The 16228-nt window shown below is 64.7% G+C and carries 15 protein-coding genes; 9 read left to right on the top strand and 6 right to left on the bottom strand.

The window, feature by feature from the left end; all coding sequences use genetic code 11:
• From QZ378_RS08660 to QZ378_RS08645, 4 genes are all read right to left on the bottom strand, one after another.
• Nucleotides 1-128: alpha/beta-type small acid-soluble spore protein (locus QZ378_RS08660; RefSeq protein WP_291257981.1), on the bottom strand; the 128-nt coding region annotated here is incomplete at its 3' end.
• Between the two features lie 193 nt (nt 129-321).
• Nucleotides 322-2676, bottom strand: a complete 2355-nt coding sequence (locus QZ378_RS08655; protein WP_291257980.1) for a SpoIIE family protein phosphatase — start codon at nt 2674-2676, stop codon at nt 322-324.
• Nucleotides 2677-2842: 166 nt separating this feature from the next.
• Nucleotides 2843-3043: a helix-turn-helix transcriptional regulator gene (locus tag QZ378_RS08650; protein ID WP_191379985.1), complete on the bottom strand. Its 201-nt coding sequence runs from the start codon at nt 3041-3043 to the stop codon at nt 2843-2845.
• Nucleotides 3044-3045: 2 nt separating this feature from the next.
• Nucleotides 3046-3429, bottom strand: a complete 384-nt coding sequence (locus tag QZ378_RS08645) for a hypothetical protein (protein ID WP_191379986.1) — start codon at nt 3427-3429, stop codon at nt 3046-3048.
• A gap of 191 nt (nt 3430-3620) precedes the next feature.
• Here QZ378_RS08645 and QZ378_RS08640 point away from each other — a divergent pair, with 191 nt between their 5' ends.
• The 9 genes from QZ378_RS08640 (at nt 3621) to QZ378_RS08600 (ending at nt 13046) form a co-directional block, all read left to right on the top strand.
• Complete coding sequence (locus QZ378_RS08640; RefSeq protein WP_291257979.1) at nt 3621-4049, top strand: hypothetical protein; 429 nt, start codon at nt 3621-3623, stop codon at nt 4047-4049.
• Nucleotides 4050-4069: 20 nt separating this feature from the next.
• The gene (locus QZ378_RS08635; protein WP_191529184.1) at nt 4070-5713 is read left to right on the top strand and encodes an S-layer homology domain-containing protein; all 1644 of its coding nucleotides are present in this window, start codon (nt 4070-4072) and stop codon (nt 5711-5713) included.
• 211 nt (nt 5714-5924) lie between these two features.
• Nucleotides 5925-6824 (top strand): phosphate ABC transporter substrate-binding protein, encoded by a 900-nt coding sequence (locus QZ378_RS08630; RefSeq protein WP_291257978.1) that lies wholly within the window; start codon nt 5925-5927, stop codon nt 6822-6824.
• A gap of 188 nt (nt 6825-7012) precedes the next feature.
• Nucleotides 7013-7879, top strand: coding sequence for a phosphate ABC transporter permease subunit PstC (pstC, locus tag QZ378_RS08625; protein WP_191379989.1), 867 nt, complete (start codon nt 7013-7015; stop codon nt 7877-7879).
• 9 nt (nt 7880-7888) lie between these two features.
• Complete coding sequence (pstA, locus tag QZ378_RS08620) at nt 7889-8770, top strand: phosphate ABC transporter permease PstA (protein WP_291257977.1); 882 nt, start codon at nt 7889-7891, stop codon at nt 8768-8770.
• A gap of 13 nt (nt 8771-8783) precedes the next feature.
• On the top strand, nt 8784-9545 hold the full coding sequence (pstB, locus tag QZ378_RS08615; RefSeq protein WP_087241569.1) for a phosphate ABC transporter ATP-binding protein PstB: 762 nt from the start codon (nt 8784-8786) through the stop codon (nt 9543-9545).
• A 145-nt stretch (nt 9546-9690) separates the two neighbouring features.
• Nucleotides 9691-10335 carry a phosphate signaling complex protein PhoU gene (gene phoU / locus QZ378_RS08610; protein ID WP_087241567.1) on the top strand — a complete coding sequence of 215 codons (645 nt, stop codon included), beginning with the start codon at nt 9691-9693 and terminating at the stop codon, nt 10333-10335.
• 12 nt (nt 10336-10347) lie between these two features.
• Nucleotides 10348-11016 carry a response regulator transcription factor gene (locus QZ378_RS08605; RefSeq protein WP_087241565.1) on the top strand — a complete coding sequence of 223 codons (669 nt, stop codon included), beginning with the start codon at nt 10348-10350 and terminating at the stop codon, nt 11014-11016.
• A 296-nt stretch (nt 11017-11312) separates the two neighbouring features.
• Complete coding sequence (locus tag QZ378_RS08600) at nt 11313-13046, top strand: ATP-binding protein (RefSeq protein WP_291257976.1); 1734 nt, start codon at nt 11313-11315, stop codon at nt 13044-13046.
• Between the two features lie 1120 nt (nt 13047-14166).
• Here QZ378_RS08600 and asnS read toward each other — a convergent pair.
• Together asnS and QZ378_RS08590 are read right to left on the bottom strand one after the other, a co-directional pair.
• The gene (gene asnS, locus QZ378_RS08595; protein ID WP_291257975.1) at nt 14167-15561 is read right to left on the bottom strand and encodes an asparagine--tRNA ligase; all 1395 of its coding nucleotides are present in this window, start codon (nt 15559-15561) and stop codon (nt 14167-14169) included.
• A 91-nt stretch (nt 15562-15652) separates the two neighbouring features.
• Nucleotides 15653-15985 (bottom strand): helix-turn-helix domain-containing protein, encoded by a 333-nt coding sequence (locus QZ378_RS08590; protein WP_291257974.1) that lies wholly within the window; start codon nt 15983-15985, stop codon nt 15653-15655.
• Between the last annotated feature and the right edge of the window lie 243 nt (nt 15986-16228).

The raw sequence follows: 16228 nt of genomic DNA, 5'->3' as shown, positions 1-16228 counted from the left end.
TCGCCGTTATAGCCCTGCTTCAGGTTGACGCCCACCTCGCTGGCGGCCTCCATCTTGAACTTGTTCAGGGCCTCGCGGGCGCCGGGAACCACAGGCTGATTGGAATTGGTGTTCTTGGAACTAGACATAACGGTGCATCTCCTTTTGTGGCAAATTTGTTGGATTCGGAGAATCCGAACATAGCTTTGCCCCAGCCCGGATTTCTATGTGCGCCATTTTTTGCTGAATCAGACAGGGTTTGAAGCCCGCATCCGGTGAGAGATGCCGGTGCGCTCAGAGGAGGACGTCCGCCCGGAGGCGGTACAGGAGCCGGGGGCGCTCTTACGCCCGCCGGGTCAGCCTGAGGGCCAGGACGGTGCGGTCGTCGGCGGCCGCGCCCACCTGGGCGGTGCTCTCGTCCAGGATGGCCTGGGCCAGCTCCCGGGGGCTGCCGCCGTTGAAGGCGGCCAGCTTGTCCCGGATCCACTGATCCCCCTCCCCTCCGGCCACCCCGTCGGTGACCAGGAGGACGCAGTCGCCGCTCTCCAGATGCAGGGAGGTGGTGTCGGGGGCGGCCCCGTCGCCGGAGGTGAGCCCGGCGGGGAGGGCCGCGCCGGTGATGCGGCTCACCGCTGCCCCCTTCTTCACATAGGTGGGGGCCGCGCCGTACTTGTACACCCACGCCTCGCCGGTGAACAGATCCACCCGCAGCAGATCGATGGTGGTGAAGCCGCCGGCGGCCTCGTCGTTGCGCAGGGCCAGGGCGGAGTTGAGGGTGCGCAGGGCGTTCTCCGGCCGGACGCCGGCCCGGAGGAACTGCTCCAGCAGGCGGACGGCCAGGGTGCTCTCCCGCTGGGCCGGCGCGCCGGAGCCCATGCCGTCGCACAGCAGCACATAGAGGGAGCCGTCGTCGTGCTTGAACCAGGCGCCGGTGTCGCCGCTCACCGCCTGGCCGTCCTTCTTCTGGGCCGCCGCCCCGGCCACGGCCATGAGGGGCTCGCTCTGCACCAGCACCAGCTGATCCCGCCGGGTCTCGTCCAGGGGGCGCAGGGGGAAGTTCATCAGTTTGGACAGCCTGTCCACCGCCTCTGGCTTGCGCAGGGGGGCCAGTCCCGCCCCCTCCAGCTCGATGCGCAGATGGCCCGCCTGGTCGTAGTAGGCCGCCAGCTGGCACTCGATGCCCTGGGCGGTGAGGTGCTGCCGCAGGCGCTTCTCCCGCACCGGGTCGGGCACCAGCTCGGCGGACAGCTCCGCCGCCGCCTCCCCCAGCACCCCGGCCAGCTCGGCGTACTGGCGGCACACCGCCGCCCGGTTGTCCCGGAGGCGGCTCTGGAGCTGCCGCCGGTAGAGCAGGGCGGACAGCTCCTCGTTGGCGGCGGAGAGAAAGTCGTTAAAGTGGAGGCACCGGTTGGCGAAGTAGGCGGGGAAGTCGCCCCCCTCCCCCTTGCCCCGCTCCACCATGGCGGGGAGGGCGTCGTTGAGGGCGTTGAAGGTAGACACATAGTCCCGCTGCCAGCAGGCGGCCTGGAGGGGGCAGGTTTTGCACACCCGCTGGGCCGTCCGGTCAAAGACGGAGGCGGCGTCGTTGTCGTTGGGCCTGGGGGTGTGGAACACCCCCCGCATGGACTCGTACAGGTTCTTGAAGGCGGCGGCGGTGGCCTCCAGCCGGGCGGAGACATAGGCGCGGGCCCGCTCCTGGGTCTCGTGCCGGGGCTGCCGGGCCACCAGGGCCCCCACCTGACGCAGGGCGCGCTGGGGGAGGAGCATAAAGACCACCGAGGCGATGAACACCTCATAGAGCAGGGCGATGTGGAGCCCGTCCTCCCAGGTCCACAGTACCGCCAGGGCGTTGGACAGCACGTAAGCCACCGCGGCGGCCAGCCGCCCCTGCCGGTGGAACACCCCGGCCATCACCCCCGACAGGGCGTAGGCCATGGAGTAGAAGGGCAGGCCCCCGGCGGAGAGATCCATCCCCAGCCCGGCGGCCACCCCCACCGTGGCCCCCACGCCGATGCCCCCGGCGTAGGCGGCGGCCATCACCGCCACCGCCGCGGCCAGCCGCCCGGCGGACAGATCCCAGATCAGGGTGATCTTGGACAGGGTGAGCAGCAGGGTGCCCCCCAAAATCAGCAGGCTCACCGTCTGCCGGGGGGTGAGGGCCTCCTCCTCCCGCTTCTCCGTCCAGGGGGTGAAGGCGACGCGGTAGAAGTAGGCCGACGCCCCGCACAGCAGCAGCTCGGTGCCGAAGAAGATCAGGCTCTCCGGCGACCAGCCCCGGTCGGATAAGTACACAAAGCCGGTGATCCCATCCATCCCCGCCGCCGCCAGGGGCATGAACCAGCTCTTGCGGTAGGCCTTCACGTCGAAGAAGGCGAAGGCCAGGGAGAAGGCCAGGATGCAGGCAGCGGCATAGCGAAGCCCCTCGGCAAAGCCCTGGAAGGACAGGTAGCCGAAGCAGGCCCCCACCAGGGCGCAGAACCCGTCGATGCCCGAGCCGGAGGCCGCCACCAGCCCCAGGCCGAAGGGGGCGTATCCGCCGAAGATCTCCGCGCCGGAGAGCAGGGCCCCCAGCAGGAAGCGGATGGCGCACTCCGCCGTGCGCACCAGGGCCGGCGCCCGGAGGATCACCTTCCCCGTCTCCCGGGCCTCCTCCCGCATCCGGGCCGCCTTTGTTCTCCACTTCTCCTTGGTAGCCATGGCTTCCGTCTCCTTTGCCTCCGGGCTTGTCCGCCCAGTGTGTCAGAGACAGTATAAGCCATAAATTGGAAAAAACTGGTCGGAACCCGACAGGGGAAACCAGAAACCTTGTGATCCTCCCCCACGAACGAAACCGGGGCGGCGCATCAGGCGCCGCCCCGGCTCTTCATTCGTCTGTAAAGGTAAACAGCTCTTCCACCGTCACATGAAATACCTTGGCGATATCCATGGCCAGCTTGAGGGAGGGGTTGTACCGCCCGTTCTCCAGGTGAACGATGGTCTCCCGCCGGACGCCGATACGCTGTGCAAGCCCGCTCTGCGTCATGCCGTGCCGCTCCCTGTACTCCTTTAAGGATGTTTTCAGCATACTCACACCATCCCGGCTCTGTCCAGCCACAGGAAGATGCAGGTTCGGAGCAGGATCAGCGCAAAGAGCCCGAAGGTCAGCAGATAGCCCACAAGCCGCTCCGGAGTGCCGCTCAGGAGCAGGAAGGGGAGCACCAGAACCCCCATCAGGACGATGGAGAGCTTGAAGCAGGCGGCGTCCGCCATCTGCATGGCCTGCTTTGCGTACTCGTCCGCGGCCTCCGCCCGCCTTTTCAGCCGCCCGAAGCAGAGCACCAGGACGATCACCGCAAAGAGGGGGACGGTGGAGCGGAGCCGGAGCTGTACCATCAGGATATAGTAGAGCGGGATGCACAGGGCGAGAAGCGCCTGTACCAGCACCACCGCCCGCAGACTGATCTGTTTCATGACTTGCCTCCAGAGTGATATATTTCTAACTCGGTGTGTTATAAATATATCACTCTGCATCCCGCATGTCAAGAGAGTGTGTGAAATATTTTTAACTTTATTGTGCCGCCGGACGTGTAACCCTCCGGCCGCCTTTTGTGTTAAGATTGGTGAAAGTACTTTCGAGCACACAGCGTCAGGAGGTGGGACGGGTGGAGGAACGGGAGCTGGTGCGGGCGCTGCTGGACGGCTGGGAGGACGGCTCTGCGGAGCTGCCCGTCCCCGCCGGGATGTCCCCGGAAAGGATACGGGAGATGACCATGGAAAAAATCAAACAGACCAAACGGCCCGGCCGGCGGATGGGGCTGCGGCTGCTGGCCTGCGCCGGGCTGGCGGCGGTGTTCACCGTGTCGGCCATGGCGGCCTATCAGCTCTGGGGGCCGGGGAAGCTCTTCACCATCGAGAGCGCCCCCCTCAACGACGGGCAGAAGGCCCTGCTGGACGAGATCGGCACCACCGACCTGCCCCCTGTCACCAGCGGCGGCACCACCCTCACCCCCCTGGCGGCCATCGCCGACGAGCACACCCTAAAACCCTTGCAGGAACGGCGGTTTCGTGGTATCCTTTCCATAGCGAAATAAAATGGAAAGGGATGACACCGATGCGAAACCGATTCAAATTCCGCGCGCTCTCCCTCCTCTGCACCCTGGCCCTGCTGACGGGCCTGCTCACCGCTCCCGCCTCCGCAGCCGACACCCCCGATGCCTGGGCCGCCGGGGAGGTGGAGCGGGCCATCTCCCTGGGCCTGGTGCCCGACGACCTCCAGAGCGACTACACCGCCGACATCACCCGGGCGGAGTTCTGCCGCCTGGCGGTGGCCTTCCTGGCGAAGGCCGCCGCGGACAACGGCCTGTTTCTCACTCCCCAGACGGTGAGCTTTGACGACACCGATGACACGGATGTGCTCATTGCCGCCGGCTTCGGCATCGTCAGCGGCGACGGAAAGGGCTCCTTCCGGCCCGACGACGGTATCACCCGGCAGGAGGCCGCGGTCATGCTCTACAACACCCTGTGGGCCCTGGGCATGCCCTCCATCGGCCAGGGGGAGACCTTCACGGACCAGGCCTCCATCGCCTCCTGGGCCTCCGGGGCGGTGTCCGCCATCGTGGACCGGGGCGTGATGAACGGCACCGGCGGCGGGGCCTTCTCCCCCCTGGACTCCTACTCCCGGCAGCAGGCCTATGTCACCATGTACCGCCTGATGAGCAGCCTGTACCTGCAGCTGGAGACCAAATCCTATCAGCTGCTGGTGGACGAGACGGCCCAGGCCGGCTGCACCCTCACCAACGGCGCCTCCGGCGCCTCCTGGAGCTCCAGCAACCCCGCCGTGGTGGCCATCGCGTCGGACACGGGCAGCGGGACCGCCACCCTCCGGGCCGTGGGCCCCGGCACGGCCACGGTCACCTGCCGCAGCGGCGACTACCAGATGACCGCCTCGGTCACCGTGACCCAGACCACCACCAGCACCGGCACCGACTTCAAGGGGAAGACCCGCATCCGCTACTCCAACGACGTGGCCTGGGATCTGTGCCGCCAGATCGAGAACGACATCGGCATCCAGATCTTCTACCTGCCCGAGTTCAACGACAGCGTGCCCGGCGCCCAGGTGACCTATGACACCTTCAGCTATGTGAGCCTGAACAACGAGTATTTCCAGCTGGTGTACAACGAGCTGGTGAAGATGAAGGAGGCCTTTGACCTCTACCCCGACGGCTTCCTGAAGCAGGTGATCGCCAAGAAGGGCAGCCGCACCACCGAGATCGTCCTCTTCCCGGCGGATATGACCCTGTTCTCCGGCACCCCTGCCAGCGTGGTCCTCACCGGTACCTTCGCCAACACCGGCGGTTTCGCCGGCCAGCACGTGTACGACGAGTCGGGCATGCGCATCGACCGCATCTACTACACCGGCACCGGCTCCCCCTACCACTACAGCCACGAGATGGGCCACATGGTGGTGTCCTCCGCCATGATCGCCAACGGCTGGACTGCCTCCTGCAACCAGTGGGTGAGCTACAGCGCCTCCTCCGCCGACTTTGTCTCCTCCTACGCCATGGCCAGCCGGCCGGAGGACTTCGCCGAGACCTGGGCCTACCTGTGGCACTATCCGGACAAGGTGGCCGCCCAGCTCTCCTCCGGCCAGTCGGAGGGCCTGCGCAGCAAGATCCGCTTCCTCACCGACGTGCTCACCAAGCAGTACTCCGCTGCCACCCGGGCCAGCCTGCCCTGGAGCGGCCTGGCCGGCTAGTGCCGGAGGGCCCGGAGCCACTTTATTCAATTCCTCTAAATTCGCCCCCGTTCCGGGGGCGAATTTTTTGTGTAAAGACGGGAAAGCTATGGGGCAGAAGGACTTTACATGATCTTTACAATTTGATGGGGGACAACTTTACAATCGGCCGATATACTGAATAGCGTTCCAAGGAGAAACAAAACCATTACATGATTGGAGATTGAACGACATGAAGAAGAGAACTCTTGCTCTGATGCTGTCCGCCGCTCTGTGCGTGGGCATGCTGGCCGGCTGCGGCGGCGGCACCACCACTACTACCGAGTCCCCCGCCGCCAACACCGAGTCCCAGGCCCCCGCTTCCGAGGCTCCCGAGAGCGAGTCCCCCGCCGCTGAGCAGCTCACCGGCACCGTCAACACCAACGGCTCCACCTCCATGGAGAGCGTCATGGGCTACCTGACCGAGGGCTTCGCTGAGGTGCAGCCCGGCATCACCGTCAACTACACCGGTTCCGGCTCCGGCGCCGGCGTCACCGGCGCCCAGGACGGCACCTGCGACATCGGCCTGGCCTCCCGCGATCTCCACGACGACGAGACCGGCGTGACCCAGATCACCGTGGCCAAGGATGGCATCGCCATCATTGTCAACCCCAACAACCCCGTGGCCGACCTGAGCATCGAGCAGATCGCCCAGATCTTCACCGGCGAGATCACCAACTGGTCTGAGCTGGGCGGCGAGGACGGCCAGATCGTGCCCATCGGCCGTGAGGCCGGCTCCGGCACCCGCGACGGCTTTGAGTCCATCACTGGCACCGAGGATGCCTGCGTGTACCAGAACGAGCTGACCTCCACCGGCGAGGTGATCGCCAACGTGGCCTCCAACCCCAACGCCATCGGCTACGCCTCCCTGTCCGCCGTGGACGAGACCGTGAAGGCCCTCACCGTGGGCGGCGTGGCTCCCACCGAGGAGACCGTCCTGGACGGCACCTACGCCATCCAGCGTAACTTCAACTTCATCATCAGCGAGAGCACCGAGCTGTCCCCCGCCGCCCAGGCGTTCGTGGACTGGGCCACCTCCACCGATGCCGCCGACCTGATCGCCTCCGCCGGCGCCGTGCCTGTGGCCGAGTAAGCCCAGCCAATTACACCTTGCTCTTTATGCCGGATCTGCCCCCTCGGGCTTCGCTTCGAGGGGGCCTTCGGCGTGATCAGCCCCAAATCCCTGCATCTAACAAAGCCAACGGGCTGTGAAAGCCCCGGCTTTCAGGGCTTTCGCCTTTGTTCTGTACGCGTTATTCTACGAAAGGCCGGTAATCTGCCATGAAACAAAAGCTCCGACCGATGGAGACCATCATGAACGTGGTGTTTTTCGCCTGCGGCTTCATCGCCATCGTGTTCGTGCTCTTCATCAGCGTCTATCTGATCATCTCCGGCATCCCAGCCATCCGGGAGATCGGTCTGATCGACTTCCTCTTCGGCACCGAGTGGGCCTCCACCGCCGCAGAGCCCAAGTTCGGCATTCTGCCCTTCATCCTCACCTCCATCTACGGCACCGCCGGCGCCATTGTGCTGGGCGTGCCCGTGGGCTTTATGACCGCCGTGTTCCTGGCCAAGGTGGCGCCCCCCAGGCTGGCCGCCGTGGTGCGCCCGGCGGTGGATCTGCTGGCCGGCATCCCGTCGGTGGTGTACGGCCTCATCGGCATGATGGTGCTGGTGCCCGCGGTGCGGGTGGCCTTCAACCTGCCCGACGGCGCCAGCCTGTTCTGCGCCATCATCGTGCTGGCCGTCATGATCCTCCCCTCCATCATCTCCGTGTCCGAGACCGCCCTCAAGGCGGTGCCCAAGGAGTATGAGGAGGCCTCCCTGGCTCTGGGCGCCACCCACATCGAGACCGTGTTCCGGGTGAGCGTCCCCGCGGCTTCCAGCGGCATCGCCGCCTCCATCGTGCTGGGCATCGGCCGGGCCATCGGCGAGGCCATGGCCATCATCATGGTGGCCGGCAACGTGGCCAACATGCCCGGGCTGTTCAAGTCCGTCCGCTTCCTCACCACCGCCGTGGCCAGCGAGATGTCCTACGCCTCCGGCCTCCAGCGGCAGGCCCTGTTCTCCATCGCTCTGGTTCTCTTTCTCTTCATTATGCTTATCAATGTGGTTCTCAACACGCTTCTCAAACGGAAGAAGGGGTGATATACTGATATGGAAGACAAAAAGATTACCATGCAGCCCCTCTCCGGCAGGCGGAAGGCCTATGACCGGGTGCTCCGCTTCCTGCTGTATTTCTGCGCGGCCCTGACCTGCGCCCTGCTGATCTTCATCATCGGGTATATCTTTATCAAGGGCCTGCCCCACATCAGCTGGTCTTTCCTCTCCACGGAGCCCAGCTTCATCCAGGACACCATCGGCATCCTGCCCAACATTCTCAACACCGTCTACCTGGTGGTCATCACCCTGATCATTATCCTCCCCCTGGGCGTGGGGGCGGCGGTGTACCTGACCGAGTACGCCCGTAACCGGAAGCTGGTGGCCGCCATCGAGTTCGCCACCGAGACCCTCACCGGCATCCCCTCCATCATCTTCGGCCTGGTGGGCATGCTGTTCTTCTGCCAGCTGCTGGGCCTCCAGGCCTCTTTGCTTGCCGGCGCCCTCACCCTGGTGATCGTCACCATCCCCACCATCATCCGCACCACCCAGGAGTCCCTGAAAACCGTCCCCCAGTCCTACCGGGAGGCCGCCCTGGGCCTGGGCGCGGGCAAGTGGCACATGATCCGCACCGTGGTACTGCCCTCTTCCATTGACGGCATCGTCACCGGCTGCATCCTGGCCATCGGCCGCATCGTGGGCGAGTCCGCCGCCCTGCTCTTCACCGCCGGCATGGGCATGAGCCTGAACAACTTCTTCGCCTCCTTCGACAACTTCATCCACTCCTCCGGCGCCTCCCTCACCGTGGCCCTGTATGTGTACGCCCGGGAGCGGGCCGAGTTTGACGTGGCCTTCGCCATCGCCGCCATCCTGATGCTGCTCACCCTGGTCATCAACCTGGCCGCCAAGCTGGTGGGCGCGAAACTAAAGAAAAAGTAAGGAGCCCTGATTTATGGACGAGAATATTATCCTGTCAACCAAGGGGCTGGACCTCTGGTACGGCACGACGCAGGCCCTCAAGGACGTGAGCATGGACATCCCCGAGAAGCAGGTGACGGCCCTCATTGGCCCCTCCGGCTGCGGCAAGTCCACCTTCCTCAAGACCCTGGATCGCATGAACGACCTGGTGCCCGGCATCAAGATCACCGGCTCCATCCAGTACCGGGGCATCGAGATCTACGACCCCAGCGTGGACGTGACGTGGCTGCGCAAGCAGATCGGCATGGTGTTCCAGAAGCCAAATCCCTTCCCCATGTCCATCTATGACAACGTGGCCTACGGCCCCCGCACCCACGGCATCAAGAGCAAGAGCAAGCTGGACGACATTGTGGAGAAGTCCCTCCAGGGCGCGGCCATCTGGGACGAGGTGAAGGATCGCCTGAAAAAGTCCGCCCTGGGCCTGTCCGGCGGCCAGCAGCAGCGCCTGTGCATCGCCCGGGCCCTGGCGGTGGAGCCCGACATCCTGCTGATGGACGAGGCCACCTCCGCCCTGGATCCCATCTCCACCTCCAAGATTGAGGATCTGATCGCCGATCTGAAAAACCAGTACACCATCGTCATCGTCACCCACAACATGCAGCAGGCCACCCGTGTCTCCGACAAGTGCGCCTTCTTCCTGCTGGGCCAGCTCATTGAGTTCGGCGACACCACCCAGCTCTTCTCCGTCCCCAAGGACAAGCGCACCGAGGACTATATCACCGGCCGGTTCGGCTGAGCTCTGCCAGAGGGGCATACGGGCGCACACGCAGGTGCGCCCCTACGCCGCTCCCAGGCGGCGCGGCATACCGCACGTAGGGGCCGACCTGTGTGTCGGCCCGCCGGTTTGCGCATCGGATACCTATCAGACAAGGAGTAACGCTATGAGAAAAACCTTTGACGCCGAGCTCCAGGAGCTCAACTATGAGATGATCGACATGGCCGCCGCGGCCGAGGACTGCATCGACGTGGTCATTGAGTCCCTGACCACCGGCGACGAGGCGGCCGCCAAGTCCGCCGTGGAGATGACCAAGACCATGGATCAGATGGAGCGGGACATCGAGAACCGCTGCCTGCGCCTGCTGCTGCAGCAGCAGCCCGTGGCACGGGATCTGCGCACCATCTCCGCCGCCCTCAAGATGGTCACCGACCTGCAGCGCATCGGCGACCAGTGCGCCAACATCGCCGAGATTGCCCTGCTGCTCAAGGGCCAGAAGCAGACCCAGACCCTGGCCGACATCCGCTCCATGAGCCAGAAGGCCGGCGTGATGGTCAAGCGGGCCATCTTCGCCTATGTCAACCGGGACACCGAGGCCGCCCAGGCCGTCATCGCTCTGGACGACGAGGTGGACGAGTACTTCCGCACCATCAAGAGCGAGCTGGTGGAGCTCATTGTGGACAACCGGGAGGAGGCCGACCAGGCCATCGACCTGATCATCATCGCCAAGTACCTGGAGCGTACCGCCGACCACGCGGTGAACATCGCCCAGTGGGCCATCTTCTGCGTCACCGGCGAAATTCTCGGGTAAGGAGGGACTGCCATGGCCAGGGCCATCGCGGTCGTGGAGGACGACGAGAGCATCCGGGAGATGCTCCGCTACTATTTTCAATCGGTGGGCTATGCCGTCCGGGCCTATGAGTCCGGCGAGGCCCTCTTCGCCGGGGAGGAGGGGCAGAGCCTGCCCGCCCTGTACATCCTGGACATCATGCTTCCCGGCATGGACGGGCTGGAGATCCTCCGCCGCCTGCGGGAGGGGAGGGACACCGCCGACGTGCCGGTAATCATGCTCACCGCCCGCACCGCCGAGATGGATCGGGTGGCCGGGCTGGAGAACGGGGCGGACGACTACGTGGTCAAGCCCTTCGGCATCATGGAGCTCCAGGCCCGGGTGAAGGCGGTGCTCCGCCGCACCGAGCGCAGGAGCGACCGGCTGCTCACCTGGGGGGATCTGGAGATCGACCCCGCCGCCCGGGAGGTGCGAAAGGCCGGCCGGGTGGTGGAGCTGACCTACAAGGAGTTTGAGCTGCTCAAGCTGCTGTGTACCCGCCGGGGGGTGGCCCTCACCCGGGACGAGATCCTCCAGGCCGTCTGGGACTACGACTACACCGGCGAGACCCGCACCGTGGACATGCACGTCAAGGCCCTGCGCCAGAAGCTGGGGGAGGACGTGATCACCACGGTTCGGGGCGTGGGGTACAAGATGACTTAACCTCTAGGGGGGAATTCTTCCCCCCTAGATACGGAGGCGGTTCCCAAGGAAACCACCTCCGATACCCCCCTCACCCGCGCCTGCGCGGGTGGCCGCCCGCCGGTGGCGGAGCGGGTATCGGTGTGCTGCGCAGGCGCATGTCCTGCTCCGCACAAATTTTAATTTTCTTTTGCCGGCGGGGCCGGCAAACTCTGCGAGGCGATGGAACCTTCCCCCCGCCGGGGGGAAGGTGGCACGGCGAAGCCGTGACGGATGAGGGGGACTCCCCCTGCGCCTTTGGATGGGAGGCTTTGCTCGTGAAAAAACGTATCATCGGCGCCACCCTGTTTACCGTGGTGTGTGCCCTGCTCATTTCCAATGTGGTGGGCGTCCTCATGTTCCGCAGCCGGGAGATGGATGCGGCCAGGAATACCCTCCAGGAGCTGCTCACCCTGATGGACGCCCAGAGCGCCATCACCGAGCCGGAGGAGCTGCTCCGCCAGTTCAGCCAGGCCGCGCCGGACAAGCGCCTGACCATCATCGACACCGACGGCACCGTCCTGGCCGACTCCGAGGCCGACGTGTCCGCCATGGAGGATCACGAGGATCGGCCCGAGGTGATGGAGGCCGAAGCCACCGGCTGGGGCGAGGCGGTGCGCCAGTCCGATACGGTGGGCACCTCCATGCTCTATGTGGCCAAGCGGTTTGCCGACAACATGGTGGGACGGGCGGCCATGCCCGTGTCCTCCATCAACAGCCTGGCGCTGGGCAGCGTGGGCGGCTTCACCCTGGCCGCCGTGGCCGCGCTGATCCTCACCCTGCTTCTGGCCAGCCGTACCGCCAACCGGGCGGCCGCGCCTCTGGACGCGGTGGGTGCCGCCCTCCAGGGGGTGCTGGACGGCAAGGAGCCTCCCGCCGGCCTGAATCCGGACAGGGCGTATGACGAGCTGCGGCCGCTGCTGCGCACCATCGACAAGCTGGTGGAGCGGCTGCGGGGGTACATCCAGTCCATCACCGCCGAGCGGGACAAGGTGGGCCTGATCCTGGACTGTATGGCTGAGGGCCTGATCCTGCTGGACGACGAGGGGAACGTGCTGGCCATCAACCGGGCGGCCCGGAACCTCTTCGGCTTCCCCGAGGGGGAGGAGGTGGACGGCGCCCTGCTCTTCACCCGCAGCCGCCGCCTGCGGGAGGCCATCCAGCAGTCCCGGGATACCCGCACCGCCGTGGTGCTGGACGTGGACGCCCTCACCGACGACGCCCGCAGCCTGCGCCTGTTCCTCTCCCCGGTGGTGGGCCGCCAGTATGAGGGCCAGGACGTGGGCACCTCCATCCTGATCTCCGACGTCACCGAGCTGAAAAAGGCCGAGGGCATCCGCAGCGAGTTCACCGCCAACGTGTCCCACGAGCTCAAGACCCCCCTGACCAGCATCAAGGGCTTCACCGACATGCTGGCCTCCGGCATGGTGGCCTCTCCGGAGGATCAGAAGCGGTTCATCACCATGATCGGCGTGGAGGTGGATCGGCTCATCGACCTGATCAACGACATCCTCAAGCTCTCCGAGCTGGAGTCGGTGGCCATCGACCAGTGTGAGGAGCGTTCCGACGCCAACGCCGTGGCCAAAAGCGCCGTGGAGCTGCTCTCCCCCTCCGCCAAGCAGGCGGAGGTGCGCCTCACCCTCAACGGGGAGGAGGCCGTGGTGGCTGTCCCCGAGGGACGGCTCAAGGAGCTGATGCTCAACCTGATCAGCAACGGCATCAAGTACACCGAACCCGGCGGCTCCGTCACCGTACAGGTGCGCACCCAGGACGGGCGGGCGGTGCTCACCGTGGCCGACACCGGCATCGGCATCCCCGAGGAGGCCCAGAGCCGGGTGTTCGAGCGCTTCTACCGGGTGGACAAGGGCCGGGCACGCAAAAACGGCGGCACCGGCCTGGGGCTGGCCATTGTCAAGCACATCGTCCAGCTCTACGGCGGCACCGTCAGGCTGGAGAGTGAGGTGGGCAAGGGCTCCACCTTTACCGTGACCCTGCCCCTGGCGGAAAAGTAAACACCAAGAAGGACGGCTGAAGTTCAGCCGTCCTTCTTCTTTGTCGGGTTTCTCCGGGCGTCCCAGCCTCCCAGCCGGGGCCTACGCGGCCGGCGCCCCGCTTTTGATGGCAAAAGCGGGGGGAAAACCAGCAGGGAGGGGGATTTCGATTCCACGGGTTAAGGTGGCTACGCCTGGATTTCTTTTGGGCTAAAACGTGCCACCGGCACGTTTCTTAACGCCCAAACTCCCCTGCACCCACCCCTTAAAACGACCAATCAGGGGGGACTGCGGTCCACGAGTTAAGGAAAATTTGATTTCTTTTTGGCTAAAACATGCCGCTGGCATGTTTCTTAACGCCAAAACCTATTGGATGTACCCCCCGAGCTGTCCTACAGATAACATACCGGCCGAGGGGGCTTACGTTGTAACGCCCCCTCGGCTCGGGGCGGGCGACCACAGGTCGCCCCTACAGATAATTACCACAACCACCAGAGTTTTTCGGAGGCATGGCACCGACGGCGGCCCGGCGGGCCAAGTTGGTACAGAGCAACAACGTTCAGGGCTTGCAGGGTAATCCCGATGCGTGCCGCCCGGGGCGCGGCAGCGCCTGTGGCGTAAGTGCCAATAGATCGGGCGGCAATGCCGACCCGGTCTCTACCCTGTCCGTACAGCCCACCGCCGCCATGGACTCCGGGTCCAGGGCCCGCAGGCCCTAGTGGTTTTCCCGCCGCTTTTGACATCAAAAGCGGCGCCCCGGCCGGGCAGGCCCGCTCCCCCGGGGGATCCCGGAAAACGAACGGCGCGTCAAGGATGCCGCGCCCTACAACTCCGGACGGGCGAAAACATCCCTTCACCGGGTATACAAAACGGGCGGCCCTTCCGGGCCGCCCGTTCCTGTGTTTGGATATCAGAACTCCGCGTTGCCCACCGTTCTGAGGTGGGGCAGGGCCCGGCGCGGCAGGCCGCGCCGGGTTCCAATGACAATTTTTCATGCTCGGCGGAAGTGAATTCCGCCTGCGCCAAGGTTTTGCCTGCCGGCAAAACGCTTGTACGGCGCAAAGCGCCGCCCCATCTGCGATGGGGCCCCGACGTCCTGCCCGGAACAGCCGGGAGGATGCCGGGGCCCTGTCTGTCCTTTTTAGAACTCCGCGTTGCCCACCGTTCTCGGATGGGGCAGGACGTCGCGGATGTTGGAGATGCCGGTGAGGTACATGACCATGCGCTCGAAGCCCAGGCCGAACCCGGCGTGCTTGCAGCCGCCGTAGCGCCGCAGATCCAGGTACCACCAGTAGTCCTCCGGCTTCATACCCAGCTCCTTGATGCGGCCCTCCAGCAGGTCCAGCCGCTCCTCACGCTGGGAGCCGCCGATGATCTCGCCGATGCCGGGCACCAGGCAGTCGGCGGCGGCCACGGTCTTGCCGTCGTCGTTGAGGCGCATATAGAAGGCCTTGATCTCCTTGGGGTAGTCGGTGACGAACACGGGCTTCTTGAAGATCTGCTCGGTGAGATACCGCTCGTGCTCGGTCTGCAGGTCGCAGCCCCACTCCACCTTGTAGTCGAACTTGTCGTTGTTCTGCTTGAGCAGCTCCACCGCCTCGGTGTAGCTCACCCGGCCGAAGTCGGAGGCGGCCACATGCTCCAGCCGCTCCTTCAGGCCCTTGTCCACGAAGGAGTTGAAGAAGTTGATCTCGTCGGGGCACTTGTCCATGACGGTGGTGATGATGTGCTTGATCATGGCCTCGGCCACGTCCATGTCGCCCTTCAGATCGCAGAAGGCCATCTCCGGCTCGATCATCCAGAACTCGGCGGCGTGGCGCTGGGTGTTGGAGTTCTCCGCCCGGAAGGTGGGGCCGAAGGTGTACACGTCGCCGAAGGCCATGGCGAAGTTCTCCGCGTTGAGCTGGCCGGAAACGGTCAGGTTGGCGGGCTTGCCGAAGAAGTCCTTGGTGTAGTCCACACTGCCGTCCTCGTTCCTGGGAGGGTTGTCCATGTCCAGGGTGGTCACCCGGAACATCTCGCCGGCGCCCTCACAGTCGGAGGCGGTGATGATGGGTGTGTGAACGTAGACGAAGCCCCGCTCCTGGAAGAAGCAGTGGATGGCGTGGGCCGCCACGGAGCGCACCCGGAAGGCGGCGGAGAACAGGTTGGTGCGGGGCCGCAGATGCTGGATGGTGCGCAGGTACTCCACGCTGTGGCGCTTTTTCTGGAGGGGGTAGTCAGGGGAGGAGGGGCCCTCCACCGCGATGGAGGCGGCCTTCACCTCCAGGGGCTGCTTGGCCTCGGGGGTGAGCACCACCGTACCGGTGACGGTGAGGGCGGCCCCCACGTTCTGGGAGGCGATCTCCTTATAGTTGGCCAGGCTGTTTGCGTCCATGACGATCTGCAGGTTCTTGAAGCAGGAGCCGTCGTTGAGCTCGATGAAGCCGAAGGTCTTCATGTCCCGGATGGTGCGGGCCCAGCCGGACACCAGCACCTCTTTCCCGCCGAACTGCTCAGAATCGGCGAAGATCTGCGCGATTTTTGTGCGTTCCATTGGTCGTTCCCTCTATTCGTAAAAAATAAGGTCTCAGTGGGCAATAGTATATCATTTTTCGCTGATTTTGCAAGGGCTGGCGGAAAAAAGACTACAGCCGGTGGTTGTCCCCCCACTCGCACATCTGGTCCAGGATGGGGATCAGGGACTTCCCCCGCTCCGTCAGGCTGTACTCCACCTTGGGCGGGATCTGGGGATACTCCTCCCGGTGAACCAGCTGGTCGGCCTCCAGCTCCTTCAGGGTGGTGCTGAGGGTCTTGTAGGAGATGCCGCCGATGTACTTCTTCATCTCGTTGAACCGCACCACTCCGAACTCCATCAGGGTGTACAGGATGGTCATCTTGTATTTGCCGCTGATCAGCGACAGGGTATAGCTGAACCCGGTGGTGCCCAGGCTCTCGTTGGAGATACACCGCTCGCCCATGTTACACTCTCCCAAAGGTAAGTATTGTTCTCTCCTGCCAGTATCGCACTTGATTGTGCGTACTTGTTTTTCTTCTCATGCCTGCTATGATTATAGTAACAAGCGCGGGGGAAGTCAATCCCGCGGAACAGGAGGATATTTCTATGAGCAAGAACATTGTGGTGATCACCGGCAGTCCCCGGAAAACGGGCAACAGCTTCGCCATGACCGACGCATTCATCCAGGCCGCCCAGGCCAAGGGCC

The sequence above is a fragment of the Flavonifractor sp. genome, from assembly GCF_019422385.1.
In the GTDB taxonomy this organism is placed as follows: domain Bacteria; phylum Bacillota; class Clostridia; order Oscillospirales; family Oscillospiraceae; genus Flavonifractor; species Flavonifractor avistercoris.
This window is presented reverse-complemented; position numbering and strand designations above follow the sequence as displayed.

Coding starts and splice junctions, on each gene's coding strand:
- QZ378_RS08655 (WP_291257980.1), bottom strand. CDS start 2,676: ATGGCTACCAAGGAGAAGTGGAGAACAAAGGCGGCCCGGATGCGGGAG.
- QZ378_RS08650 (WP_191379985.1), bottom strand. CDS start 3,043: ATGCTGAAAACATCCTTAAAGGAGTACAGGGAGCGGCACGGCATGACG.
- QZ378_RS08645 (WP_191379986.1), bottom strand. CDS start 3,429: ATGAAACAGATCAGTCTGCGGGCGGTGGTGCTGGTACAGGCGCTTCTC.
- QZ378_RS08635 (WP_191529184.1), top strand. CDS start 4,070: ATGCGAAACCGATTCAAATTCCGCGCGCTCTCCCTCCTCTGCACCCTG.
- QZ378_RS08630 (WP_291257978.1), top strand. CDS start 5,925: ATGAAGAAGAGAACTCTTGCTCTGATGCTGTCCGCCGCTCTGTGCGTG.
- pstC (WP_191379989.1), top strand. CDS start 7,013: ATGAAACAAAAGCTCCGACCGATGGAGACCATCATGAACGTGGTGTTT.
- pstA (WP_291257977.1), top strand. CDS start 7,889: ATGGAAGACAAAAAGATTACCATGCAGCCCCTCTCCGGCAGGCGGAAG.
- pstB (WP_087241569.1), top strand. CDS start 8,784: ATGGACGAGAATATTATCCTGTCAACCAAGGGGCTGGACCTCTGGTAC.
- phoU (WP_087241567.1), top strand. CDS start 9,691: ATGAGAAAAACCTTTGACGCCGAGCTCCAGGAGCTCAACTATGAGATG.
- QZ378_RS08605 (WP_087241565.1), top strand. CDS start 10,348: ATGGCCAGGGCCATCGCGGTCGTGGAGGACGACGAGAGCATCCGGGAG.
- asnS (WP_291257975.1), bottom strand. CDS start 15,561: ATGGAACGCACAAAAATCGCGCAGATCTTCGCCGATTCTGAGCAGTTC.
- QZ378_RS08590 (WP_291257974.1), bottom strand. CDS start 15,985: ATGGGCGAGCGGTGTATCTCCAACGAGAGCCTGGGCACCACCGGGTTC.